This window comes from Collinsella sp. BM28, assembly GCF_054551995.1.
The window spans coordinates 1,386,984-1,411,907 of record NZ_JBTOLJ010000001.1; the positions used below are offsets into that span (position 1 = coordinate 1,386,984).

The window sequence follows — 24,924 nt, forward strand, 5'->3', positions numbered from 1 at the left end:
TCTTTTGAGAAGCAGCATAGCACAGTATTGCGTATTTCTGCGTACTTCTGCGCGTTTTTGGCCGAGCCAATTACTATTACAGCAAATGGAACCTGGCTCCGATTCCACCATTCGCGCCAGGGACGCGTAACCCCGTAAACGCAGGAAGACCCCTCCGAGGCCCGGACGGCGGTTTCTAAGCAAACATTCCGTAGGAGCCGCGCGAAGCGCGACTCCGAGGACGTTTGCGTGAAACCGCCGGGAGGGCCTCGGAGGGGTCTTCCGGTGGGAGTTCTAGGAGTTAATCCTTAGAACTTGTGACCGCACTTCTTGCAAATGCGGAGCTTGGTCTTGTGACCGTCGAGCTCGCCGGCCTCGTGGCCAACACGGGTGCGCTTGCCACACTCGGGGCAGATGAGCTGGACGTTGGAAACGTCGATCGGCATCTCCTTGTCGACGATGCCGCCCTGCTGGCCAGCACCGTTGGGCTTGACGGCCTTCTTGGCGACAGCGACGCCCTCGACGATAACCTTGCCCTCGGAAGGCAGCGCGCGCAGGACGACGCCCTGCTTGCCGCGATCCTTACCGGAGAGCACCTCGACCTTGTCGCCCTTCTTGATGGACATAGACATAGTGGTCTCTCCCTTACGTTAGAGGGTCTCGGGTGCGAGCGAGACGATCTTCATGTACTTCTTGTCACGAAGCTCGCGAGCGACGGGCCCGAAGATACGGGTGCCGACAGGCGAACCATCCTTGTTGATGACGACGGCAGCGTTGTCATCGAAGCGGATGTAGGAACCGTCCTTGCGACGGACCTCCTTGACGGTGCGCACGATAACGCAGCGCACGACATCCTTCTTCTTGACGTTCGCGCCGGGCGTGGCCTCCTGCACGGCGGCCATGACGACGTCACCGATGCCGGCGTAACGGCGCTTAGAGCCGCCCAGCACCTTAATGCAACGAACCTTGCGCGCACCAGAGTTGTCGGCAACGTTCAGCATGGTTTGCATCTGAATCATGGTTGGAACCTTTCCGAACCTAAGCCGGCGAGAGGTGCGACCGCCCTGATCGAGTACCTAAATGGCACTCGGACGGGCGCACGTCACCGGAGGGTTTACTTCAACAAGCTTACTTGGCGCGCTCGATGATCTCGACAAGACGCCAACGCTTGGTGGCGGACAGCGGACGGGTCTCCATGATGCGAACGGTGTCGCCAACGCCGGCCGTGTTCTCCTCGTCGTGGACGTGGAATTTCTTGGTGCTGGTCATCATCTTGCCGTACTTGGGATGACGCTTGCGCTCCGTGGTGGTCACAACAATGCTCTTGTTGCCCATGATGGAGGAAACGATACCCTGGCGGACCTTGCGCGCGTTGCGCTCAGTTGCTTCAGCCATTATCTCTCCTTGCGCTACTTGGTGGCAGCGGACTTCTCCGCTGCAATCTGACGGGCACGCTGCTCCGTGAGGACACGAGCGATGTCCTTCTTCACGGTGTTCACGCGAGCGGTGTTGTCCAGCTGGCTGGTGGCCATCTGGAAACGAAGGTTGAAGAGCTCGGCGCGGCAATCCTTCAGCTTCTCAGCCAGGGCCTCGTCGGAAAGCTCACGAATCTCTGCGGGCTTCATTACTTGTCCTCCCCGTTCTTAGCGCGGGTAATGATCTTGGTCTTGATCGGCAGCTTGTGCTGGGCAAGACGCAGGGCCTCGCGAGCGATCTCCTCGGACACGCCGGCGATCTCGAACATAACGCGGCCCGGCTTGACAACGGCCACCCACTCCTCGGGGTTACCCTTACCAGAACCCATGCGAGTCTCCGCAGGCTTCTTCGTGATGGGCTTATCCGGGAAGATGGTGATGTAAACCTTGCCGCCACGCTTCATGTAGCGGGTCATGGCGATACGAGCGGCCTCGATCTGACGGTTGGTGATCCAGTGGCGATCGAGGGCGACGATGCCGTACTCACCGAAATGGAGCTCGGTGTTGCCCTTGGCCTGGCCCTTCATGGAGCCACGCTGCACCTTGCGGTGAAGAATACGCTTAGGAGCGAGCATTACTGATTCCTCCTATCGTTGTTGCGACGACGCGGACGGGAGGTACCCTCGAGAGCCATGTTCGGAACAGGCTGGCCCGGGAGCTTCTCGCCCTGGTAGATCCAGACCTTGACGCCGCAGGAGCCCATGGTGGTGTGAGCGGTGGCGGTGCCGTAGTCGATCTTAGCGCGGAGGGTGTGCAGCGGCACGCGACCCTCGCGGTACCACTCGCGACGGCCCATCTCGGCGCCGCCGAGACGACCGGAGCACTGGATACGAATACCCTTGGCGCCGGCCTTGCGAGCGGACTGGACGGCCTTGCGCATGGCGCGGCGGAAGGCCACACGGCCCTCGAGCTGCTCGGCGATGGACTGAGCAACCAGAACGGCGTCGAGCTCGGGACGCTTGACCTCGATGACGTCGACGGAGAGGTTGCCCTTGGTAACGCCGGCGACACGCTCGAGCTCGGTGCGGAGACCGTCGATCTCGGAGCCCTTCTTGCCGATGACGACACCAGGACGGGCGGTGAGGATGATGACCTTCACCTTGTCGCCGGCACGCTCGATCTCAACGCGGGAGACGGCGGCACGGGCGAGGCGCTTCTCGAGGAAACGACGGATCTCGATATCGTTGCCGAGAGTCTTGGCGTAATCCTTCTCAGCGAACCAGCGGGAGCGCCAGTTCTCGGTGATGCCAAGACGGAAGCCGGTAGGATAGACTTTCTGACCCATGACGCTTTAAGCCTCCTTTCGAGGAGCGACGACGACAGTGATGTGGCTCGTGCGCTTGAGGATGCGGGAAGCGGAGCCCTTGGCGCGAGGACGGATGCGCTTAAGCGTGGGGCCCTCGTCGACATACGCGGCCTTGACGAACAGGTCGTCAGCGCGCATCTGGTTGTTGTGCTCGGCGTTGGCAACGGCGGAGCGCAGGACCTTCTCCACGTCAACAGCGACGGAGCGCGTGCAGAAGTGAAGGATATCGAAGGCCTGAGCGACGTTCTTGCCGCGGATCAGGTCGATCACGAGACGAGCCTTGCCGGGGGAAACGCGCACGTACTTGGCCGTAGCGCGGACCTCGCGGGTCTCGGTGGAAGTAGTAGCCATTTACCTAAACCCCCTATTTGGCCTTGTGGCCACGGAACGTACGAGTGGGCGCGAACTCGCCCAGCTTGTGACCGACCATGGACTCGGTGACGTACACGGGAACATGCTTGCGACCGTCGTGGACGGCGATGGTGTGGCCGACCATCTCGGGGAAGATGGTGGACGCGCGGGACCAGGTCTTCACGACGTCCTTCTTGCCAGCCTCGTTCATCGCGATGATACGCGAGAGGAGGCGCGCCTCTACGAACGGGCCCTTTTTGAGACTTCTGCTCATAAGTGCTTTCTCCTAACGAGTATCGATTACTTCTTGCGACGACGGATGATGAGGTCGTTGGACGTCTTCTTCTTGTTGCGGGTGCGGTAGCCCTTGGAGGGAGTGCCCCACGGAGAGACGGACGGACGACCGGAGGTGTGCGAACGACCCTCGCCACCGCCGTGCGGGTGATCGACCGGGTTCATGACGGTACCACGGACGGTCGGACGGACGCCCATCTTACGATGGCGACCGGCCTTGCCGATCACGATGTTGGAGTGCTCGGCATTGCCGACCTCACCGATGGAGGCACGGCAGGTCACGAGGACACGGCGCATCTCGGAGGAAGGCATGCGGATGATCGCGTACTTGCCCTCCTTGCCCATGAGCTGGCAAGCGGTACCAGCGGAACGGGCGATAGCGGCACCCTTGCCAGGCTGGAACTCGATTGCGTGGATGAGGGTACCCACGGGAATCTCGGACAGCGGCATGGCATTGCCCGGCTTAATGTCGGCGCCGGCACCGGAAACGACGGTGTCGCCGACCTTGAGGCCCTTGGGGGCCAGGATGTAGCGCTTCTCGCCGTCCACGTAGTGAAGCAGGGCGATGCGAGCGGAACGGTTCGGGTCGTACTCGATGGTAGCGACCTTGGCCGGCACGCCATCCTTATTGCGCTTGAAATCGATAACGCGGTACTGACGCTTAACGCGGCCGCCCTGGTGACGCATGGTGATGCGACCGGCGTTGTTACGACCAGCCTTGACCGGCAACGGCTCGAGAAGAGACTTCTCGGGCGTGGTGCAGGTGATCTCGGAGAAGTCCGCGATCGTCTGCCAGCGACGGCCGGCGCTGGTCGGCTTAAGGTGCTTTACAGCCATTCCTTATCCCTTTCATATCGGTCCGTTGGCCACTGCAAGCTGGGATGCGGATGCAGTGACACCGGATTACCACGGCTCCGGGCGTTTCCTATTTTTACGCACGGAGCACTTGAGCTTGCCTCCCCTACACGAGAGGCAAGCGTCAAGAACTAACGTAGGCGTGAATTACGCCTGGGCGCCAAAGACCTCGATGGTCTGACCCTCGGCCACCGTGACGACGGCCTTCTTCCAAGAACGGGTCTTGCCAGCGACGTAGCGAACGCGCTTGGTCTTGGGCTTGACGTTCAGGGTGTTGACGCGAACAACCTTCACGCCGAAGAGCTCCTCGATAGCGTCCTTGATCTGGAACTTGTTGGCGTTCTTGGCGACCTCGAACGTGTACTTGTTCTCCTCCATGGCGGAGTAGGAACGCTCGGACACGATCGGGCGGATGATGATCTCGTGAGCGGTCATTTAGGCGAGCACCTCCCCGAAGTGAGCGGCGACGTCGGCGGGCATGATCAGCGCACCGTTGTTGATGAGGTCATAGGTGTTGGCCTCGGCGGGCGTGATGATCCACGTCTTGGGGATGTTGCGGAAGGAGAGATAGGCGTTGATGTCATCCTCGCGAACGATGATGGTCAGACGCTTGCCCTCGAGACCCAGAGCCTTGAGCATGGCGACAGCGGCCTTGGTGGACGGCTTCTCGAAACCGTAGTCGTCCACGAGCACGAGCTCGTTGTCGCGGAGCTTGGCGGACAGGGCGGAACGCATGGCGAGCTTGACCTCTTTGTTGTTCATGCGCTTCACATAGGTGCGGGGCTTGGGCCCAAAGATCACACCGCCACCACGCCACTGGGCGGCGCGGATGGAACCCTGACGGGCACGGCCGGTGCCCTTCTGACGCCACGGCTTCTTGCCGCCACCGGAGACCTCGGAACGGCCCTTGGTGGACTGGGTGCCCTGACGCCAGCAGGCCTGCTGGCACGTGACGATGTGGTGCATGACGTGCACGTTCGGCTCGATGCCGTACACGGCGTCGGCGAGCTCGGCCTCGGCGACCTGCTTGCCCTCGACGTTCTTCACTTCAAACTTAGACATAGCGACGGTCCTCCTTTACGCCATGCGGATGGCGACCAGACCGTTCTTGCCACCGGGCACAGCGCCCTTGACAAGCATGAGGTTCTGCTCAGCATCAATGCGGACAACGGAGAGGTTCTTCACAGTCACGCGGGCGTTGCCCATGTGACCGGCCATCTTGACGCCCTTGAGGACGCGGGCCGGGTAGGCGCACTGGCCGATGGAGCCGGGGTGACGCTGAATGTGGGAACCGTGGGTCATGGGGCCGCGGTGCTGATTCCAGCGCTTGATGCGACCCTGGAAGCCCTTACCCTTGGAGGTGCCGATGACGTCGACCTTGGCGACGTTCTCGAAATCGGCGACGGTGACGACGTCGCCGACCTTGTGCTCCTCGCCATTCTCGACGCGGACCTCACGAAGGTAACGGACGGGCTCGACGCCAGCCTTAGCAAAGTGACCAGCCATGGGCTTGTTCACGTGCTTGGACTTGATGTCGCCGAAGCCGATCTGGACGGCGTTGTAGCCGTCGGTCGCCTCAGTTTTAACCTGCGAGACGGTGCAGGGGCCAGCCTGGATGACCGTGACGGGGACGACGTTATCGTCCTCGTCCCAAACCTGGGTCATGCCGATCTTGCGGCCGAGAATCATGTTGATCATTCGATCTCCAACTCTCGGTGGTCTTGGGACATTGCACGCGCCCCTTGCGCGTGCCCCTAGAGGACCACATACGGACTTGCGCGCCACTCCTTGCATTCGTCTCGGCCTTTCGTGCGCGGCAACCCAAATGCGCAGGTAGATGGCCTAGGCAGAATCCTCCTAGTGGACACAGCTTGATTAGTATACACGCCCACGGGCGTCTCCATATTGTCTTCGCAATGTTTTTGCAGGTGAGGGCGGTTGGCGAGAGTGCGGCCGGCTGTTGCCGTCGCCCCATATCGCCCCGCGACGCCCCGGACGGGGGCGGCCGAGGTTTTCGCTCGGTCAGGTCCTGCGCAAGACGGAGAGCCCACTGGGCTCTCCTTTGCGTGCGGATTCTACGAAAACCTCGGCCGCCCCCGTCCGGGCAGCGACGTACTCGAAACTTACCGTGAATTCCACTTGTTAAGAAAGGCCTCATAGCCGGGAGCCTCGCGTAAAAACGCGTACTCCTCATCCGCTTGAACACCGGCCAGCATCACGGTGCCCATTTGCGAGGTTAGCTGCGTCAAGTCATTAAAGTTGGTGAAACGATACAAAGGACTCTTAAGAGCGCCGGCGTCGGCACCATGCAGAGACGACATAATCTGCTCAAGCAAATCAAACGTCTCATTCGTATCCTTTGTTGCAACCGCAACGGTCAAGCTGGGCACGAGTCCCATCCATCCAGGCTGGTTGAGTACCTCAAATAGCGTTTGCGCGCGGTGGGCGCATGCGAGTGCATCGTCCACGCGGTCCTCGCGCAAGGCAATCTCGATAATGCTATTGACCGTCCCCATAAGGTCGGCCGACATTCTAATCAGGCGCGCCTCCCACGCACGCGCCGCCTCCTCATCATGGCCTTGGCGCATAAGAAGAATCGCCTGGCGCTCCTCCTTGTCAATCTGCGGCTGATGAATGGTGTCGAGCAGGCGTTGCGCATCCTCATAGCGCTCTTCCTGCATAGCGCGGGCGATAAGCATGCCGCACGCCTGCTCTCGGGCTTCGGGCAGCGTGCTTTGGGACAGCCGTTCGTAAGCTTTGTCTAGCGTGGGACGATACCTATCTGGCTCCTCAACCTGAAAGAGTGTGAGCGCGCCGTCCAGGTACTGCGTGAGCACGATGGCGAGCTCATCGCTTGCCGGATACAGGCGCATCCGCTCCTGCGCGTATGCGAAGCCTGCCTCGTACCCATCCTCTCGGACCAGCCGGTCAACCTCGCGTTGAATTTCGAGGTTCACCTCTTGGCTCAACTCGGGTTCGAACGACAGGAGGGTATTGGCGTCTGTCTCGAGCAGGCGTGCGAGAGCGGGGACCAGCGTTATATCCGGGTAGCTCATGCCACGCTCCCACTTGTTGACTGCCGGCGCAGAAACCCCCAGGCGCTGAGCCACCTGCTCCTGCGTCAAGCCCAGCCCGCGTCGGCGGTTACGGATGACCTCGGAAATATGCATGGTTCGTCCCTTCGTGCAAAGTGTATGCGTCGCAGCTGCTCACTGACTATTTCACCAGCTGGCGATCGTTCGCACAATTGAGACGTCTTCATGTTTGAGCCAGGAAACCTAACTGTTAGTTAACTCAGTCCCCCGCGCTTTCTCGACCTCAAAAAGTGCCTGTCCCCAAATTGAGGTTTTACTCACTTCTCAGCGCCTCCACCGGGTCGCGGCGGGCGGCGTTGCGGCTCGGGATGAGGCCCGCAACCACGGTGAGCAACACGTTAATGAGGATGAGCCCGAGCGCGGACGCCACCGGCAACTGCATGACGTTCTCGATCTGGTGGTTCGCGAGCGCCCACGCGTTCACCGGGAACGACACCAGCACCACCACGGCTATCGCCAACACGCCGGCAATGAGGCCCTCGATGAAAGTCTCGGCGTTGAAGACATTGGCGATGTTGCGCTTGGACGCACCCATCGCGCGCAGAATGCCGATTTCCTTCTTGCGCTCCAGCACGCTGATATACGTGATGATGCCGATCATGATGGAGCTCACCACGAGCGAAATGCTCACGAAGGCGATGAGCACAAGCGAGATCATGTTGACGATGCTCGTGACACTGCCCATGAGCACACCCATGTAGTCGGTGTAGACGATCGCCTTGTCGTCCTCGCCCGCCGCGCGCATATCCTCGTTGTAGCGATCAATCGCGGAAAGCACAACCTCCTTGGCCTCAAAGTCGACGGGGTAGATACTCACCGACTGCGGGTCGGACGGATCGGCGTATCCCAACGTAGAGAGATTGTTGCTATACGTGAGCTTGCCGGCGTTCGCGTAGCTGGTCATGAGCGATGACAGGTCCTCGGCATCCATGTTGAAATGAATCGCATTCGCGAACGCGGTGCCGTCAACCGAGAACGCCTGTTGCATATTCGCCGCAAGGCGCTGCGCGAGCTGCGGGGCAACCGCTGCCATCGCCTGGCCAAGCCCCGTCTGGAGCTGGGAGGCGATCGCGGCGCCGATCTTCTCCCCCGCCTGATCGAGCATCTGGGAGAATGCCTCGGTCATATACGGGGCAAGCTGGTTTTCGATATAGGGCCGCATCGCCTCCTGCAAGCGCTCCGCCACCGGCTCGCCCGCGTTTTTTGCGATGATGGCAAGCTGCGCCTGAGCCTCTTCCGCGTTGTTATACGAGGCAAACGCCTCGAGCAACTTGGCGGCGAAGTCGGGGTCATCGGGCCTGAGATCCCCGCCGTTGCCTTCGAGCCATGCCACGAAACCACTCGAGTACGCATACGCCGCTTGCATTGACGCCTCAAGCTGCTCGCGTGTGAGCAGGTCGCCGTCACTCAAGTCACCCCAAATCTCGGATAGATCGGGCTGCGGCGGGTTGGCCAAGATCGCGTCGAGATCGAGCGAGCCGAGCGCCCCGGAAAGGTCGATATCGACGCCGCCCAAGTTCAGCCCTGCAAAGTCGAATCCAGACAGGTCGAGCCCGGCGCCCAACGCCTTCTCGTCGATCTTGAACGCCGACTTGAGGCCCGCCTCGTCCACGATGAACAAACTCGCCAGGTCCACGCCCTGCTTCGCCTCCTCCTGCAGGGTGGCGAAGGGCTTGCCGGTGAACACGTCGACCTCGGGGTGCGCAAGCTGCTGTTTGACGATCTCGGAATTCGCAGCGCGCTCCATGAGCTCGTCGGTGAGCTCATGCGTGTAGGCGATGCCCTGCGAGAGCGCCGCGGACTTGGCCGTAGGGCTCGGCTGCACCACACCCACGACCTTGAGGTCGAGGCCGTTCGCGACCTGTTGCCCTACGAACGAGGCGTCATCGGACATGTCCGTCCAACCGCCCGTCTCGGCGTTCTTGCGGTAGAAATCGGAGGCGGTCAGCACCTTGAAGCTCGTCCCCAGGGCATCCTCGTAGGTGAAGTCCACGTCGACCTCGGGCACATCGATCTCACCCGAGCCGCTCATGGCGCCGTCCACCATGCGATCGAGCTCGGAGGGGTCGAGCACGCCGAGGCTGTAAAGCGTGTAGTCGGAAATCTTGCCGCGGGCAGAGAGCACGAGCACGCATTCATCGGCCTCGCGCGCCCAACGACCGGCCACCACGTTGTACTGCTCGTCGAGCAACTCGGGATTGTCAATCATCTCGTTGAAGGCGGTGGTGCCCGTCATCATCGTGCCCGCCATGGCGGCAGAGCTCGCCCCGCCGGTCATAGCCGTGGACAAGGCGTTGGGCGAGACCTGGACCGGATCGGCACCCTCGTCCGCGCGGTACACGAGCGGCGTGATGCCGTAATCGTATTGGATGGCGGACACCTCTCCTTCGAGCTCATCGGCGTCCTTATCGAGGAAGGCCTTGAAGCTCGCCATGTCGTTCGACTTCACGCTGGCGAACATGTCGGAGAGCATGGTGAACACGGGAATCTTATCACCAGGCTCGGGTTGGGCGTCATCGTGCGAGGCGGAAGCCGTGTCGTCACCGGCCGTGCCCTCCCCCGCCGCGCCGGCGGTATCTTCGCCCGAAGAAGTGCCCGCGTCGCCCGTCATCATGCTCGTGAGGTCGTAGCTCTGGCGGGCAATGGTGAGCGGATAGCTCGACAACGTGTCTTGCTCGACTTTGGCGATATAGCCGTTCACACCGTTGGAGAGCGCCAGGATCGCCGCGATGCCGATGATGCCGATCGAACCCGCGAAGGCCGTCATGATGGTGCGGCCCTTCTTGGTCATCAGGTTGTTGAAGGAGAGCGACAGCGCCGTGAGCAGGCTCATGGACGAGCGCTTCTTGGGGTCAGTGGACGTCTCGCGGCCCGCCCCTTCCGCCAGTCCCTCGGCAAGCTCCTTCTCGCCCACCGGACGCGTGTCGTCCACGATACGACCGTCTTGGATGCGCACGACGCGCGTGGCGTAGTCTTCAGCGAGCTGCGGATTGTGCGTAACCATAATCACGAGCCGCTCGCGCGCGACCTCGGCAAGCAGGTCCATGACCTGGATGCCCGTCTCAGTGTCGAGGGCACCCGTGGGTTCGTCGGCCAGCACGATCTCAGGGTCGTTCACCAGCGCGCGGGCAATCGCGACGCGCTGCATCTGACCGCCCGAGAGCTGGGCAGGCTTCTTGTTGATATGGCCGCCCAGACCCACGCGCTCGAGCGCTGCCGTCGCCCGGCGCGTGCGCTCGGCCGGCGCGATGCCCGCCAGGGTGAGAGCAAGCTCGACGTTGGCGAGCACCGTCTGGTGCGGGATGAGGTTATAACTCTGGAAGATGAAGCCCACGCGGTGGTTACGATAGGTGTCCCACTCGGCGTCACCGTAGTCACGCGTGGAGATGCCGTTGACCACGATGTCACCGGAGTCGGCGTGGTCAAATCCGCCCAAGATGTTCAGAAAGGTGGTCTTGCCTGAGCCGGATGGCCCGAGCACCGCCACGAACTCGTTGTCACGAAAGGTCACCGAAACGCCGTCGAGCGCACGCTGAACCAGATCGCCCGTGGTATACGTCTTGGCGATATCGCGAATCTCAATCATGCATCGGCCTCCCCCGCCGCGCCGCGCTCCGCAAGACGCGCGTTCGTCCACTCCCTGAACAATTCGTAGAGCACCGCCACAATGGGAATGAAGAACACAATGCCCACGATGCCAAACAGGTTGCCGCCCACGAGCGCGGCAATGAGCGTCCACAGGGCGGAAAGCCCCACGGAGGAGCCCACCACGTGCGGGTAGATGAATTGGTTCTCGACGAACTGAACCGCCAGGTAGACGACGACGCAGAGCAGCGCGTGCTCGGGCGAGGCGAGCAGCGTGAGGAACGCGCCGATCGCGCACGAGGCGAACGCGCCCACGTATGGCACGAAGGCGAACAGGGCCGTCAAGAAGCCGATGAGCCCGGCATAGGGCAAGCGAACCACGGAGAACGCGAGGAATATCAGCGTTCCCAGAATGCATGCCTCGACACATTGGCCGGAAAGGAACTTGGAATACGTGTCCGAGGCGAGATGCGCGACATGGCGGATCCGCGCGGCGTGACCCGCATCGAGATGGGCGTCCATGACGCGATTCACCTGACGGCCGAGCGTGCGTTTGCTCGCCAAGACGTACACGGCGATCACGAAGGCGAACACGGTGCTGGAGATAACCGAGACCGTCGAGCGCGCCGCCGCGAACACCGAGGTCGCGACCGACCCGAGGCCGAAACTCAGTAATCCTTCGAGCCCCGACGCAGAACCATCGGCCGCGGAGGAGCTGGAGTGTTGGAACACCTTGGCGAGCCTGTCGACGTCGAAGCCGCTCTCGGCGAGCGCCCGCTCGATCTCGGGAAGGCGCTCGGCAAGCAACGGCGCGATCGTCTTGGCAGAGGCGACGAGTTGAGGGACGAGCATGGTCACCGCAAGTACGGCGACGCCTGCGATGAGGATGAGCACGATGACGATGCTCGCCATGGTGACGGTGCCCGGGCGAGGCCGGTGCTTCTCAGGCAGCCGGGAGGTAAGACGAGCAAGCAAGCGCTCCATGCCCGAAACGGGCACGTTCAGAACGAAGGCGAAACCCAGGCCAAGTAGAACGGGGAACAAGATGTCGACGATCGCGGACAGGGCACCCAGTACCACGTCGAGATGGGAAACGGCGACGTGCAGGCACACGCCAAAGGCGATGAGCAAAGCGATGCGGCGGGTCTGCTGATCGAACATGAGGCCCTTTCGGTCTGGTCTCGCGTCCGTCCTGACGGACGCCTCGTGCATATCAACTGTTTATACCCAAATCGCCGTGGTTAGCGCGTCCAAAAGTCATAGATAGCCTGGGAGTATAGGGCGCTGCCATAGGCGGACGGATGCGAATAGTCGCGCAGAAACAGCGGATCGTACTCGTATCCCGAAAAATCGGCGACCTCCACGTCCATGCGATCGCATATCGCGCGGATCGTCGTGTAGTACGCCTCGCGCACCTCCCGCGTGTAGATGGTCTGGTCGTACGCCTTGCCCTTGACGGGCTGGATAACGATGAGCGGCTCTACGCCCACTTGCCGGCAAACGTCGAGCATGAGCTCGAAATCCTCGTATTCCTGCTGGCTGAAGTACACGCCGTCGTCCACGTGCCAGGCGCGCTGGGCACCGTCGAGCCAGGCTGCGAACTTCTTCTCGTACCAGCCATCGTAAAAACCATACTCGTTGTTAGACGAGCCCTTGGACGCACGCTGCTTACCCTCCTCGATGAGCGCGCCCCAATCGAGCGCGGCGGTTTTTCCTCCCGCGGTGCCCTGCTTGCCCGCACTCGCCTTGGGGTCATGCGGCTCCCCCGCCCCATCCGCGCGCAACGACTGCGCGAGGCGCAGGTCGGAGGCGAGCGGAGGCCGCAGCGCGATCCGCGGCGTTCACGAATCCCAAAGGCGTGGAGGCGCTCCCGTCGGCATCTTCAACGCCATATGTTCGCACGCGCTCGACAACACGAGCCTTCATCTCACGCGAAATGGAGGGGTTCGCCATGAACGCATCGTAGGCGCCTTGCGAAAACACGCCGGGAAAGGTACTCGCCGGATCCCGATAGCACATGAACCACTGCATGCTCGCAAAGATGACGACGCGACGGCTCCCCTTTGGCATATGGGGAGCGAACGCGCCAACCTCAATCGCCTGCCACAGGTCATTGACGCCAGCCCGCCCCGCCACAACCGAGGTGACGCCATATCGCCCATCGGCGAACAGACGGCCCGGATGAGCGGGGCTCGCAGGGGCCGAATTGAGCTCGGAAGAGCCGAGAATAAGCCGCGGGTCGTCTCCACCCCTTCGGAGCGCATCGTACTCGCCCGCCATGAAATCCCAGCTCGCAACCTCCGCGTAACTGGGATACGCCGTCCTCAAGTCCGAAGGCGGCAGGGCGCGCACGCCACCCGCGCACACAAAGGCAACACCGGCACTCGAAATCAGCGCAAGCGCGGCGCATACCGCAATGAGACGCTTCATATCATGCTCCCTCCTCTCGCTATCGGTCGCATGCTAAAACTCGGCGTAAACCGGAGAAGCCGGCGCGCCGTACGGAGAGCAGATGAAAAACCACACAAGCAGGGCGGCGAGTGCCACAAGCGCGCACGTCCAGGCGATCGCCGCAGAAACCGAGCCCCCATACCACCATGCTCGCACGCGCTCCACCACATGCGACACGGACGCCACGGGTGACACCGCACTCCCGGTTCGCCCAAAACGCCCTCCGGAGGCGCTCACAGGCGCACCGCGATCTGCTCGATGATCTTGTTTACCGTGTTCATCTCCTTGCGCTCAACCGCCGTGGGCGCGATTTCGATCCCGAAGTTCTCCTCAATGCCAACGAGCACCTCGATGGCCGCGAGCGAGTCGAGCAGACCCGCCTCGAACAGGTCGACATCGCGTTCCTCGCGCACCGCCTCGTCATCGCAGATCTCTTCGAGCATCTCGAGTACCCGGGATTCGATCTCGTTCTTGTCCATTGCCATGGGAAATTCCTTTCTCTCATGCGCCACGCAGGCGCCTTGTCTATATGCCGACGAGCTCATCGTCAGCCTAACGCCGCCGCAATCAGGCCCGAGACCTGCCCTGAGAACAGGGCGAACCCCAAGACCACGAGCTGCAAGGTGACAAACCACGACGCCACCTTGTACCAACCCTCCTTGCGATGGCGCTTATGGAATGAGCTGCGCTTTTGGTAGACCTCCGTCACCGCGAGCAGGACACCGTGATAGATACCGTACGCAAGGTAGTCCACCGTCAATCCGTGCCAAGCCCCCATAAGCGCCATGTCGACCATGTAGGCGGCGCACGCCGTCTGCAGCCTGCTCGAAAAGAGCTTGCGCTTGGTCGCCATGCGAACGAACCGCATGAACACGAAGTCGCGCAGCCACGTCGACAGCGTTATGTGCCAGCGGTTCCAAAAATCCTTGATATCGACGGCGATGTACGGGGCGCGAAAATTCGCCGGAACGGCGATGCCAAAGCACCGTCCCAAGCCCATCGCCATAAGCGAGTACCCGGCGAAATCAAAGAAGAGGTACGCCGCGTACCCATATGCCCGAAGCACTTCACGGCAGGCGACGGGCATAGTGAGCGCATCGAGCGTGAGCGTGCCGGCGGGAGCGCAACTCGCGTCGTAGAACCCCCGCGCAATCGTCGCGAGGACGAGTTGCATTGCGGCGCCCGCGAACATCATCATGACGCCGCGCGTGAGCAGGTCGGCGTAATCGGAGCGCGGTCTAGGGGCGTGGATGTCCTCGACGAAGCGCCTGGATCGATCGATCGGTCCCGAGGTGAACGTGGCGAAGAAGGTCAGGAAATACAGATAGTCGAGCGGATCCATGCGCTCGATGAGGCCGTCGCGCATCTCGATGAGAACCTGCACCGCCTTAAAGGTGATATAGGAGATGCCGATGAACCCCAGCAGGTCCCGGTCAAACACCGCCCCAACCTTATAGATCACCAGCGGGACGATGGTGGATAGCAGGGCCGCGCGATAGACCGCAAGGCTTTTGGCACCGCCTTCGGTACACCAGCTGCGATGCACCGCATAGGCACCCAGCGAAGCGATAGTGAGAAAGACGCCAAGCGCTGCCAGACCCTGTGGATTCCCGGCAAACAGCAGTGCCATCATCAGACACGACGCCGTCATGCCATATGCCCTCATGGACCTGCCCGTGAGGCCGAGAACGGCGGCGGGCACCACCAGGAAGGCAGATGCCATGAAGAACGACGGCGAGGTATAAAAACCCATGCGTCCTCCTAGCAGCCCGCGCTCTGCAGGCTCCGGCGATCGAGCTTGCCATTGCCCGTCATGGGCAGTGAATCTCGAAATGCAACCTTCTTGGGAATCATGTAGTGCGGAAGCGTCGCCTTTAGACGCTCCTTCAGCGCGAGCCCCTCCCTAAACGGCGTCTGCTCAAGCGGGCGCGCGGGCACCACGTGCGCCACCAGGTGCGACACCTTCCCGTCGCGATATGTGGCCGTCACCGCGGCAGCGGCGACTTCGGGGAGCCGGCGCAGCTGCTCCTCTATTTCCCCCAGTTCAATGCGGAAGCCGTTGAGCTTCACCTGAAGATCCAGGCGACCGCGGAAGTGAAGCATGCCGTCCTCGTCGAGCATGCCCTCATCGCCCGTGCGGTACGCCCGCACCTGCTCGCCATCGAGCTCGGCCTGCCCAAATGCCCGCGCGGTGAGGTCGTCGCGGCCAAAGTAGCCACGTGCAACGGTGTTCCCCTCGATTACGACCTCGCCGAAAACGCCCGGCTCGCAATCGGATCCATCCGCATCCACGATGCGCAAGCGCGTGCCAGGACGCGGGACGCCTACGGGCAGGGGCTCGTCGGAAGACGCCATGTCTGCCGTGACTTCAACCGAGGTCACTGCCACCGTCGACTCCGTCGGTCCGTACGTGTTGAGGATGCGGGCAGTTGGAAAGCGCTCGAGAAGATGGGCGGCTACCATGTTGGGGAGCGTCTCACCGCAAAAGATGAACAGGCGAAGATCGGGCAGGAGCTTATCGCGAAACTCCACGTTCGCCAGACACAGCTCGGCAAACGATGGGGTCGAAACCCACACCTGGACGCCGCTGTCCGCAAGGGCCTTCATCTGGGATGAAGCGGAGCTTTGCGTTGCGGAGGCAAGGGAGTAGAGGGATCCCCCGCTCGCGAGGGCACCGGCCATCTCAAAGACCGACAGGTCGAAGGAGAAAGGCGCCTGATCGAGCCAAACGGCGCCCAGGGAACGGCCTTCGTCCGCCATACGGGCGAGCTCCACGTCCCAAGCGCAGAAGTTGTCAAAGCACGCTGCGGTTATCTCAACGCCCTTGGGGGCACCCGTCGACCCCGAGGTGAACAGAATGTAGGCGATGTCTTCGCCTGCAATCCAACGCCCGCGATCGCTTTCGCCACCCGTCGCGGCGATGCGACAGAACTCGTCTTGGGACAACACCGTGAGCGGCGGCATCTCCTCGACACGCGGAATATCCTCGGTAGCCAAAACCAGCGGACACGACCCTTCGCGCGTGATTTGCCTTGCGATGGACGCGACGCGTTTGGCGGGAACCGAGGTGCAGTCGACGGGAACATACGGACACCCGGCCTTCATGCAGGCGAGGAATCCCACCACCATGAAGGGGTCCTTATTCCCGTACACCATGACCGGGACGCCCCGTTCGACATGAGCCGATATATATGCCGCGAGCGCGTCGGACGCCGCCCACACCTCGCCGTAATCGAACTCAGCACCCGTCGACACGCGCACCGCCGGAGCATGGTGCCGCTCACGGGCAACCGCCTCGATCATCTCCAAATACTTCATGCCATATCACTTCCCCGTCCGCGTTCGTTCGCGTTTTCGACAGACCGCTAGAGCCTACCCCCCCCCGTCGCCCTTTTGGCAAGAGTGGCTTGGGTTTCCCTTATGCGGCATCGCCCATTGTGCCCGCGCAATGGTTAAGAAAGGCTTACGACCGGGTGACATTGCCGTAAGACTGGTTATGAATGGCTGAAGTCGCAGACGGGGGCGGGCGGGAGAGGTCGTTGTGTCGTTTTGGCCCCATGGGCAAATTGCCTGATGGTCCGCAGCGCCAAATGGGGGGCGTGGCGTATTATTGAAGGGTTAGCAATCCGTCTGGTTCAAGGCGGTTCGGACGCACCTTTCGGACGCGCCCGAACCGACCGCCGCCAGCGGCCCAACCCGTCCACAGAAGGGCAGGACTCAATGGTCTCTCGCGTGTACGTAGAGAAGAAACCCGGGTTTGACGTCGAGGCGAAGCAGCTGCTCACCGAGCTCCGCGACACCTTGGGCATCGAGGCGCTCACGGCTTTGCGCGTCATTAACCGTTATGACGTCGAGGGTATCGACGAGAAGTTGTTCGCACGCTGCGTGCCCACCGTATTCTCCGAGCCGCAAGTCGACGCCGTGTACAAGGAGCTGCCCGCCGATGCTGCTCACCTCTTCGCCGTCGAGGCGCTGCCCGGCCAGTTCGACCAGCGCGCCGCCTCCGCCGCCGAGTGCGTCCAGCTCATCTCCCAGGGCGAGCGCCCCACCGTGCGCTGCGCCAAGGTGTACGTGCTCTCCGGCGAGCTCTCCGCCGAGGACCTCGACGCCATCAAGGGTTACGTGGTGAACCCCGTCGAGTCGCGCATCGCCGCGCTCGAGCTCCCGGACACCCTCACTCAAGAGATTCCCGATCCCGAGCCGGTCGAGGTCATCGACGGCTTCCGCGAGATGGACAAGGCCGCCCTCGCGGCGTTCATCGCCGATCGCGGCCTGGCCATGGACGAGGCGGACATCGCCTTCTGCCAGCAGTACTTCAAGGACGAGGATCGCGACCCCACCATCACCGAGATCCGCGTCATCGATACGTACTGGAGTGACCACTGCCGTCATACCACCTTTGGCACCAACCTCCAGAACATCGAGATCGACGACGCCGCCGTCGAGGCCGCGTTCGACCGCTACATGGAGATGCGCCATGAGCTTGGCCGCGACGAGAAGCCCGTCTGCCTCATGGACATGGGCACCATCGGCGCCAAGTGGCTTAAAGCGCAGGGCATCCTCACCAACCTCGACGAGTCCGAGGAGATCAACGCCTGCACCGTCAAGGTGACCGTCGACGTCGACGGCGAGGACCAGGACTGGCTGTTCCTCTTCAAGAACGAGACCCACAACCACCCCACCGAAATCGAGCCCTTCGGCGGCGCCGCCACCTGCGTGGGCGGTGCCATCCGCGACCCGCTCTCCGGGCGCTCCTACGTCTACCAGGCAATGCGCGTCACCGGCGCGGCCGACCCGACTGTCCCCGTGAGCGAGACCATCGCCGGCAAGCTGCCGCAACGCAAGATCGTGACCACCGCGGCCGCCGGCTACTCCTCCTACGGCAACCAAATCGGACTGGCCACGGGCCAGGTCTCTGAGCTGTACCACCCCGGCTACATGGCCAAGCGCATGGAGGTGGGCGCCGTGGTGGGCGCCACCCCGGCGAGCCACGTCCGCCGCGAGTGCCCCGCCCCCGGCGACAAGATCATCCTGCTCGGTGGCCGCACCGGCCGTGACGGCATCGGCGGCGCTACCGGCTCCTCCAAGGCCCACAACGTCGAGTCCATCGAGAAGGACGGCGCCGAGGTCCAGAAGGGCAATGCCCCCATGGAGCGCAAGCTGCAGCGCCTCTTCCGCCGCGGCGACGCCTGTCGCCTCATCAAGCGCTGCAACGACTTCGGCGCGGGCGGCGTGTCCGTCGCCGTGGGCGAGCTCGCCGACGGCCTCTACATCGACCTCGACATGGTCACCAAGAAGTACGACGGCCTGGACGGCACCGAGCTCGCGATTTCCGAGTCCCAGGAGCGCATGGCCGTCGCCGTGGCCGAGGAGGACGTCGAGGAGTTCATGGGCTACGCCGCCGAGGAGAACCTCGAGGCGACCGTGATCGCCGAGGTCACGCATGAGGCCCGCGTCCGCATGGCCTGGCAGGGCGACGCCATCGTCGACCTCTCCCGCGACTTCCTCAACTCCAACGGCGCGCCCAAGTACCAGGACGTCCACGTCGTGGCCCAGGGCATCGCCCCCATCGACCCCGAGAGCGAACTCGCCGAGGCCGCGCTCGAGGAGTTCGGCACCCTCGAGGGCATCTACGAGAGCACCGTCCCCATGGTGCCGGGCGCCGAGACCTGCGAGTCTTTCCACGACGCCATGACCGAGCTCGTGAGCGACCTCAACGTGTGCTCCAACAAGGGCCTGTCCGAGCGCTTCGACTCCACCATCGGCGCCGCGACCGTCCTCATGCCCTTCGGCGGCACCCGGCAGCTCACCCCGAGCCAGGCCATGGTCGCCAAGTTCCCGGTCGACGGCGAGACCACCACGGTCTCTGGCATGGCCTGGGGCTTCAACCCCTACATCATGGACGCCGACCAGTACCGCGGCGCCTATCTCTCCGTGGTCGAGAGCATCTCGCGCCTCGTGGCCACCGGCTTCGACCATGAGAAGGTCTACCTGTCCTTCCAGGAGTACTTCGAGCGCCTGCGCGATGTGCCCGAGCGCTGGGGCAAGCCCATGGCCGCCGTACTGGGAGCGCTCATGGCCCAAGTCGAGCTCGGCGCCGGCGCCATCGGCGGCAAGGACTCCATGTCCGGCTCCTTCGAGGACCTCGACGTCCCGCCCACGCTCGTGTCCTTCGCCGTGGCCGTCGACAAGCTCGCCAACATCGTCTCGCCCGAGTTCAAGGGCGCCGGCCATCGCGTCGCCCTGATCCAGCCCTCCTACCAGGTCGACGACCTGCTGCCCGAGACCGACTCCCTGCTCGCCGCCTTCAGCGCCGTCGAGGACCTCGTGCGCGAGGGCAAGGCGCTCTCCGTCTCCACCGTCGGCTTTGGCGGCCTGGCAGAGGTCCTGTTCAAGGCCTGCCTGGGTAACCGCATCGGCTTCGAGGTTTCCGAGGCCTACTACGAGGCTGACGCCCGCGACCTGTTCGACCACTCCTACGGCTGCTTCATCGTCGAGCTCGACGAGGGCGCCGCGCTGCCCGAGGTCGACGGCGCGTGCGTGGTCGAGCTCGGCGTGACGTGCGAGCCCTACGAGCTCACCGCCTACGGCGAGACCCTTGATCTGGACGAGCTGCAGGAGGCCTGGGCGAGCGCGCTCGAGGGCGTGTTCCCCTATCGCAGCGCCGCCGACGAAGTTGACGCGCCCGAGGAGCTGATCCCCGAGGAGCGCTACCGCTGCGAGGAGGAGGGCCGCATCCGCGCGACCTACGGCGGCCTCAAGATCGCCAAGCCCCGCGCGATCATCCCGGTCTTCCCCGGCAACAACTGCGAGTTCGATTCCGCCCGCGCCTTCCGCGCCGCCGGTGCCGAGGCCGACGTCTTCGTAATCAACAACCTCACGCCCGATAACGTCGCCGAGTCCACGCGCGAGCTCGCACGGCGCATTCGCGAGTCCCAGATCGTCATGATCCCCGGTGGCTTCTCCGGTGGCGACGAGCCCGACGGTTCCGCCAAGTTCATCACCGCGTTCTTCCGCGCGCCCGAGGTCACCGAGGCGGTTCGCGACCTCCTGCAGTCCCGTGACGGCCTGATGCTCGGCATCTGCAATGGCTTCCAGGCGCTCGTCAAGCTCGGCCTGGTGCCCTACGGCGACATCGTGGACGCCACCGCGGACGCGCCGACGCTGACCTTCAACCAGATCGGCCGCCACCAGAGCCGCCTGGTTCGCACCCGCATCTGCAGCGATCTCTCGCCCTGGCTATCCCAGTGCAACGCGGACGAGCTCTACACCGTGGCCATCTCCCACGGCGAGGGCCGCTTCGTCGCGAACGACGAGGTGCTCGGGCAGCTCCGCGCCGGCGGCCAGATCGCCACGCAGTACGTCGACGTGGCCGGCATGCCGTCCATGGACCTCGACGTGAACCCCAACGGCTCCGTCGCCTGCATCGAGGGCATCACCTCCCCCGACGGCCGCGTGTTCGGCAAGATGGGCCATGTGGAGCGCCGCGGCAACGGCCTGTACAAGAACGTCCCCGGTGAGAAGTTCATGCCCCTGTTCGAGAGCGGCGTGGCCTACTTCGGGTAGGCAGATCCCCCAAATGGTCCTCCTCGTGGGGTCCGCATATAACGCCTTCGAGCGCCGCCGGCTGTTCTGCCGACGGCGCTCTTCCATTTGCGCCCGCCTCCTCATTTGCGCCCGCTCGCGCAATCGCTCGTAATTGAGGTTTTTCGTATTCGTTTCCCAAAAGTCAAAGTAGAGGACGCCATTCAGCAAAATAATCCTGACCTTTTGCTAAATTACCCGCCGCTCTACTTTCGAAATCCCAAATCGAGTACGAAAAACCTCAACTTCCTAATTCCCCGTTGGCACTATGTGCCTCCGTAGTCAGTCTGCACCGATCCACGTTTGGGCCATGGCGCGCTGGCGCCCCCCTTTCAAACACCCGAGCTAGCGGGCTTCAAGCCACGCGCCACCACGACTCAAAATAACGTATTCTCTGTTCAAACCCACACAAGAAAGGTCGATCCATGCACCAGCCCATGAAGCAACTCCCGGAACGAGCCATCAGCGAAGAGGAGGCCCGCAAAATCCTCCGCATCGGCGAGCACTGCGTCGTCGCCACGGTCGATGCTGACGGACACCCCTACGCCACGCCGCTCTCCTACGTCCTGGACGGTGACGCCCTGTTGATCCACACGGGCATCGCGGGAGGCCAGAAGACCGAGGACTGGAAGCGCGACCCGCGCGTGTGCGTCACCGTCGCCGTGGATATGGACCCAGTTTACGTCGAGGAGGACGGTGCTCCCGGCTTCTTCACCACGCGCTTCGCGAGTGTGATTGCCACGGGTACCGTTCGTCCCGTTGAGGACACCGCGCTTATGCGACGCGCCTTGGCACAGATCTGCCTTAAATACTGCCCCGAGCACAAGGACAAGATTGGCGCAGCGATCGACTGGGAGCTCCCCGCGACCGCAATTTGGGCAATCGACCTCAATCATATCTCCGGTAAGGCGGGACGCCGCATCCCCAACGGTAAGGGAACCGTCACCGGCAATCTGGACGGATAGACCACCTACCCCCCTTCCCACAAATCGTACGGGAGGGCACACGCTCCATGCGCCGCACACGCCGTCGGCATGGCGCACGTCAACTGCCCCACCGCTTCGCATCCGTATCACCGTCCATTCCATTGACCCCGAAAGGACCACTATGGAACTCATCACCGCTCGCCTTGTCCTGCGCCCCTGGCTCGACAGCGACGCAACCGAGCTCTACGCGCTCGCCCGAGATCCACGTATAGGTACCGCCGCAGGCTGGCCTCCACATGAAAGCGAAGAGCAGAGTCTCGACATCCTCCGCAATGTCTTGCGGGGACCCGAGCAATATGCCGTCACCCTCAGATGCGACGGCACGCTCATAGGTGCAATAGGACTTAAAACGATCGATGATTGCGATTATCTAGAGGGACCCGATGAGTACTCCGCAGGCTACTGGATCGGCGCGCCGCATTGGGGTAAGGGATACGCCCCGGAGGCGTTCTCCGCGCTCATCGAGCATGCGCAACGCGACCTGGGAGCTCGAGCGATGTACGCCGACCACTTCCTCGATAACGCCCAATCGCATCGTGTGATGGAGAAGTGCGGTCTCAAGCCCCTGCGGACAGCCGAGGTTAGCGCGCTGTACCCCGAAGGCTCGCGCGAGGTCCTCATCATGCAGCGCGAACTCAGGCCGGACGGCGAGGCGAACGGCTCATCAGGGTTATGACACGGCAATCGGTTTTGCACGGTCGTCCCCACGCCGCCAAAAGGCCTAATTCATCGAATCCAAGGCTTCCTTCCAGCGTTTTTGAAGCCGATCGAATGTCCATGCGGCGTTTGCGGGACTCGTTGAGGGCAGCACGACCGCGGGCAATCCAACCCGATCCTGCAGGTGCTTGGCGTATAGACGCCCCGCCGTTCCGCCATTGCACACGACATGCCGAATGGGCGCCACCTCAAGCACACGCTCGATGTCTACAGGCTCCACGTTTGCGATGCTCGCATCGCTCGAACCCTTAATGTCGCATTGCGCCACCACGTCCCACAGCGCAATACCATGCGCAAGCAAGAGCGCGCACTTCTCAGGGATCGATTGGGGGACTTTCGCTCGCAGGCAAGACGCTAAAACGCGCCAAAATCGGTTCTGGGGATTTCCGTAATAGAAGTCGTTCGCGCGCGAAAGTACCGAGGGAAAGGAGCCGAGCACTAAAATGCGTGAGCGCTCGTCGTATACCGGTTCAAACCCGTGCGATATGCGTTGATACTCCGGCATGATCTTCCTCCTATCTCCACGAGAGCCTCCGCGCGAGTGGGTATAAGCGACTAGAATACCATCATCTTTAGAAGGGATCATCATGTCAGCCAACCACGACCTTGTCCTGTATTATCGCCCCACGTGCCCGTTTTGTATCCGCGTCACGGACTTCATGAAGAGCCACGGCATCGAAATTCCCCTGCGCAATATCAGCATCGACTCCGAGGCGGCGCGTACACTCGTTTCGGTGGGTGGCAAGCAGCAGGTTCCGTGCCTGTTCATCGACGGCAAGCCGCTCTACGAATCAAGCGATATCATCGCTTGGCTCGATGCCAACTTCTAAGCTCATTCCCCACCGCAAAACATACGTGCACTGTCGCCGAACAAAGGCATACAGGGGAACGTGTCTCATCCAGACGGGCTCATCGCCATAACCGCGGTGAGCCCGCCTCCCTCTGCGACAGACCAATGGCTGAGAACGCGAACCCTACTGCTCTGCCGATACGTAATCCTCATCGACCGTGATTTTGGGCACGGCATCGGGGTACTCTTCGACAACAAGGGCCGACAAGCGAGATTTGAACTCCTGGGGACTCAGCTCACAATCAGCAGGATGCAGCGAATCGAAAATAACATTGGTATGCGTAGGCCCCGGTACACACCGAAGATCATGAATGCTCGCGTGAGGGCTGATGCTCTGCGCTAAAGCATTAATCTTGTTGCGCATATCGGCGACATGGGGATCATTCGTGACGATGGGGTCGTAATGAAGGGTGACAATGAGCCCGTCCTCGTCCTTGAACGCCTGCTCGATATTATCGAGTGTGTCGTGGCTCTCGAGCGGATCGGTCTCAGCTGCCATCTCAACGTGCGCGCTGGCGAATTGCCTGCCCGGGCCGTAGTCGTGCACCATGAGGTCATGCGTGCCGAGGACCCCAGGGTAGCTCATGATTTTTGATCGGATATGCTGAACAAGCTCAGGGTCGGGTGCTTGTCCAAGTAGCGGATTGACCGTGTCGCGGATGAGCTCGATGCCGCTCCAACCGATATAGGCGCCCACTGCGAGGCCCGCCCAGGCGTCCAAATTAATCCCCGTGATACGGGCGAATATTGCACAAATGAGCACCGCCCCCGTGGCAAGGACGTCATTTTTGGAATCCTGGGCGGTTGCAAGCAGTGTTTCGGATTTGATTTTCTCCCCGAGCACGTGATTCAGATGAGCCATCCATTGTTTGAGCCCCATAGATCCCACAAGGACACCCACCAACGCAAGCGAGAATTCGACGTCAGAGGGATTGATGATCTTATCAATCGAGGATTTGACGAGCTCGACGCCGATCATAAGCACGAGAACAGCGACGACAAGCCCCGAGAGATACTCGAAGCGACCATGACCATACGGATGCTCCGGGTCGGCGGGCTTACTGGCGAGCTTGAAACCCAGGACGCTCACGATATTCGAGCTCGCGTCACTCAGATTGTTGAGTGCATCGGCAACGATGGACACAGAGCCAGAGAGAACGCCCACCAGCCCCTTGCCAAGGCAAAGCACGACATTGAGCGCAATGCAGACAAAACCGGCAAGCTCGCCGACCTTGCCGCGGTCACCTTCTGCGCGTCGCATAATCAAATCAACCATACGTACCCCGAATCTCTTTACCGTACAGCCCCATAGCGCAATTGCAATTTGACAATGGTAGCACCGAACAGGACGGGCGGCACGCTACGTAAGCAACGACAATCAACTCTAGAGACACAA

Annotated in this window: 27 protein-coding genes; 4 read left to right on the forward strand and 23 right to left on the reverse strand. The window is 62.1% G+C overall.

From position 1 onward, the window contains the following. Positions 1–287: 287 nt before the first annotated feature. From rplX to dltA, 21 genes are all read right to left on the reverse strand, one after another. Positions 288–611: a 50S ribosomal protein L24 gene (gene rplX, locus ACX9NZ_RS06115; RefSeq protein ID WP_118653613.1), complete on the reverse strand. Its 324-nt coding sequence runs from the start codon at positions 609–611 to the stop codon at positions 288–290. A gap of 18 nt (positions 612–629) precedes the next feature. Continuing rightward, positions 630–998 (reverse strand): 50S ribosomal protein L14, encoded by a 369-nt coding sequence (gene rplN, locus ACX9NZ_RS06120; RefSeq protein WP_006720295.1) that lies wholly within the window; start codon positions 996–998, stop codon positions 630–632. A 109-nt stretch (positions 999–1,107) separates the two neighbouring features. Further along, entirely contained in the window at positions 1,108–1,374 is a 267-nt protein-coding gene (rpsQ, locus tag ACX9NZ_RS06125; RefSeq protein ID WP_006723044.1) for a 30S ribosomal protein S17, read from the reverse strand. A 14-nt stretch (positions 1,375–1,388) separates the two neighbouring features. Then, the gene (gene rpmC / locus ACX9NZ_RS06130) at positions 1,389–1,604 is read right to left on the reverse strand and encodes a 50S ribosomal protein L29 (protein ID WP_118653614.1); all 216 of its coding nucleotides are present in this window, start codon (positions 1,602–1,604) and stop codon (positions 1,389–1,391) included. Beyond that, positions 1,604–2,029 (reverse strand): 50S ribosomal protein L16, encoded by a 426-nt coding sequence (gene rplP / locus ACX9NZ_RS06135; RefSeq protein WP_006720292.1) that lies wholly within the window; start codon positions 2,027–2,029, stop codon positions 1,604–1,606. The genes rpmC and rplP overlap by 1 nt, the downstream gene beginning before the upstream one ends. Next, entirely contained in the window at positions 2,029–2,739 is a 711-nt protein-coding gene (gene rpsC, locus ACX9NZ_RS06140; RefSeq protein WP_006720291.1) for a 30S ribosomal protein S3, read from the reverse strand. The genes rplP and rpsC overlap by 1 nt, the downstream gene beginning before the upstream one ends. 6 nt (positions 2,740–2,745) lie before the next feature. Further along, complete coding sequence (gene rplV / locus ACX9NZ_RS06145; protein WP_102338403.1) at positions 2,746–3,111, reverse strand: 50S ribosomal protein L22; 366 nt, start codon at positions 3,109–3,111, stop codon at positions 2,746–2,748. Positions 3,112–3,124: 13 nt separating this feature from the next. Then, entirely contained in the window at positions 3,125–3,385 is a 261-nt protein-coding gene (rpsS, locus tag ACX9NZ_RS06150) for a 30S ribosomal protein S19 (protein WP_006720289.1), read from the reverse strand. Between the two features lie 26 nt (positions 3,386–3,411). Beyond that, the gene (gene rplB / locus ACX9NZ_RS06155; RefSeq protein ID WP_118653615.1) at positions 3,412–4,242 is read right to left on the reverse strand and encodes a 50S ribosomal protein L2; all 831 of its coding nucleotides are present in this window, start codon (positions 4,240–4,242) and stop codon (positions 3,412–3,414) included. A gap of 165 nt (positions 4,243–4,407) precedes the next feature. Beyond that, positions 4,408–4,695: a 50S ribosomal protein L23 gene (rplW, locus tag ACX9NZ_RS06160; RefSeq protein WP_118653616.1), complete on the reverse strand. Its 288-nt coding sequence runs from the start codon at positions 4,693–4,695 to the stop codon at positions 4,408–4,410. Beyond that, positions 4,696–5,322: a 50S ribosomal protein L4 gene (rplD, locus tag ACX9NZ_RS06165; RefSeq protein WP_118653617.1), complete on the reverse strand. Its 627-nt coding sequence runs from the start codon at positions 5,320–5,322 to the stop codon at positions 4,696–4,698. A gap of 15 nt (positions 5,323–5,337) precedes the next feature. Continuing rightward, positions 5,338–5,958 (reverse strand): 50S ribosomal protein L3, encoded by a 621-nt coding sequence (rplC, locus tag ACX9NZ_RS06170; RefSeq protein ID WP_118653618.1) that lies wholly within the window; start codon positions 5,956–5,958, stop codon positions 5,338–5,340. A 425-nt stretch (positions 5,959–6,383) separates the two neighbouring features. Beyond that, entirely contained in the window at positions 6,384–7,430 is a 1,047-nt protein-coding gene (locus ACX9NZ_RS06175) for a helix-turn-helix domain-containing protein (RefSeq protein ID WP_407495707.1), read from the reverse strand. Between the two features lie 178 nt (positions 7,431–7,608). Further along, a complete protein-coding gene (locus ACX9NZ_RS06180) occupies positions 7,609–10,941 on the reverse strand; it encodes an ATP-binding cassette domain-containing protein (protein ID WP_118653619.1) in 3,333 nt (1,110 codons plus the stop codon). After that, positions 10,938–12,101, reverse strand: a complete 1,164-nt coding sequence (locus ACX9NZ_RS06185; RefSeq protein WP_294123915.1) for an AI-2E family transporter — start codon at positions 12,099–12,101, stop codon at positions 10,938–10,940. Before ACX9NZ_RS06185 ends, ACX9NZ_RS06180 begins: the two co-directional genes overlap by 4 nt. Positions 12,102–12,181: 80 nt before the next feature. After that, positions 12,182–12,724, reverse strand: a complete 543-nt coding sequence (locus ACX9NZ_RS06190; RefSeq protein WP_407495710.1) for a D-alanyl-lipoteichoic acid biosynthesis protein DltD — start codon at positions 12,722–12,724, stop codon at positions 12,182–12,184. Then, complete coding sequence (locus ACX9NZ_RS06195) at positions 12,693–13,370, reverse strand: D-alanyl-lipoteichoic acid biosynthesis protein DltD (protein ID WP_407495712.1); 678 nt, start codon at positions 13,368–13,370, stop codon at positions 12,693–12,695. Before ACX9NZ_RS06195 ends, ACX9NZ_RS06190 begins: the two co-directional genes overlap by 32 nt. A 33-nt stretch (positions 13,371–13,403) precedes the next feature. Then, positions 13,404–13,577 (reverse strand): hypothetical protein, encoded by a 174-nt coding sequence (locus tag ACX9NZ_RS06200; RefSeq protein WP_233546140.1) that lies wholly within the window; start codon positions 13,575–13,577, stop codon positions 13,404–13,406. A 47-nt stretch (positions 13,578–13,624) separates the two neighbouring features. Beyond that, complete coding sequence (dltC, locus tag ACX9NZ_RS06205) at positions 13,625–13,876, reverse strand: D-alanine--poly(phosphoribitol) ligase subunit DltC (RefSeq protein ID WP_294123917.1); 252 nt, start codon at positions 13,874–13,876, stop codon at positions 13,625–13,627. Positions 13,877–13,938: 62 nt separating this feature from the next. Next, positions 13,939–15,144 carry a D-alanyl-lipoteichoic acid biosynthesis protein DltB gene (gene dltB, locus ACX9NZ_RS06210; RefSeq protein ID WP_317439960.1) on the reverse strand — a complete coding sequence of 402 codons (1,206 nt, stop codon included), beginning with the start codon at positions 15,142–15,144 and terminating at the stop codon, positions 13,939–13,941. A gap of 8 nt (positions 15,145–15,152) precedes the next feature. After that, complete coding sequence (gene dltA, locus ACX9NZ_RS06215; protein ID WP_317439959.1) at positions 15,153–16,709, reverse strand: D-alanine--poly(phosphoribitol) ligase subunit DltA; 1,557 nt, start codon at positions 16,707–16,709, stop codon at positions 15,153–15,155. Positions 16,710–17,111: 402 nt separating this feature from the next. On the opposite strand from dltA, the gene ACX9NZ_RS06220 reads away from it, so the two are divergent. The 3 genes from ACX9NZ_RS06220 (at position 17,112) to ACX9NZ_RS06230 (ending at position 22,637) form a co-directional block, all read left to right on the forward strand. Then, the gene (locus ACX9NZ_RS06220) at positions 17,112–20,957 is read left to right on the forward strand and encodes a phosphoribosylformylglycinamidine synthase (protein WP_317439958.1); all 3,846 of its coding nucleotides are present in this window, start codon (positions 17,112–17,114) and stop codon (positions 20,955–20,957) included. A gap of 443 nt (positions 20,958–21,400) precedes the next feature. Beyond that, complete coding sequence (locus ACX9NZ_RS06225) at positions 21,401–21,940, forward strand: pyridoxamine 5'-phosphate oxidase family protein (protein WP_317439957.1); 540 nt, start codon at positions 21,401–21,403, stop codon at positions 21,938–21,940. Between the two features lie 142 nt (positions 21,941–22,082). Next, positions 22,083–22,637 (forward strand): GNAT family N-acetyltransferase, encoded by a 555-nt coding sequence (locus tag ACX9NZ_RS06230; RefSeq protein ID WP_118654259.1) that lies wholly within the window; start codon positions 22,083–22,085, stop codon positions 22,635–22,637. Between the two features lie 45 nt (positions 22,638–22,682). Here the strand turns inward: ACX9NZ_RS06230 and ACX9NZ_RS06235 are convergent, their stop codons facing one another. Beyond that, the gene (locus ACX9NZ_RS06235; protein WP_302741298.1) at positions 22,683–23,183 is read right to left on the reverse strand and encodes a DNA-deoxyinosine glycosylase; all 501 of its coding nucleotides are present in this window, start codon (positions 23,181–23,183) and stop codon (positions 22,683–22,685) included. An 82-nt stretch (positions 23,184–23,265) separates the two neighbouring features. On the opposite strand from ACX9NZ_RS06235, the gene ACX9NZ_RS06240 reads away from it, so the two are divergent. Further along, on the forward strand, positions 23,266–23,508 hold the full coding sequence (locus ACX9NZ_RS06240; RefSeq protein ID WP_294158776.1) for a glutaredoxin family protein: 243 nt from the start codon (positions 23,266–23,268) through the stop codon (positions 23,506–23,508). A gap of 144 nt (positions 23,509–23,652) precedes the next feature. On the opposite strand, the gene ACX9NZ_RS06245 is transcribed toward ACX9NZ_RS06240, so the two are convergent. Beyond that, positions 23,653–24,804, reverse strand: coding sequence for a cation diffusion facilitator family transporter (locus tag ACX9NZ_RS06245; protein WP_407495718.1), 1,152 nt, complete (start codon positions 24,802–24,804; stop codon positions 23,653–23,655). Between the last annotated feature and the right edge of the window lie 120 nt (positions 24,805–24,924).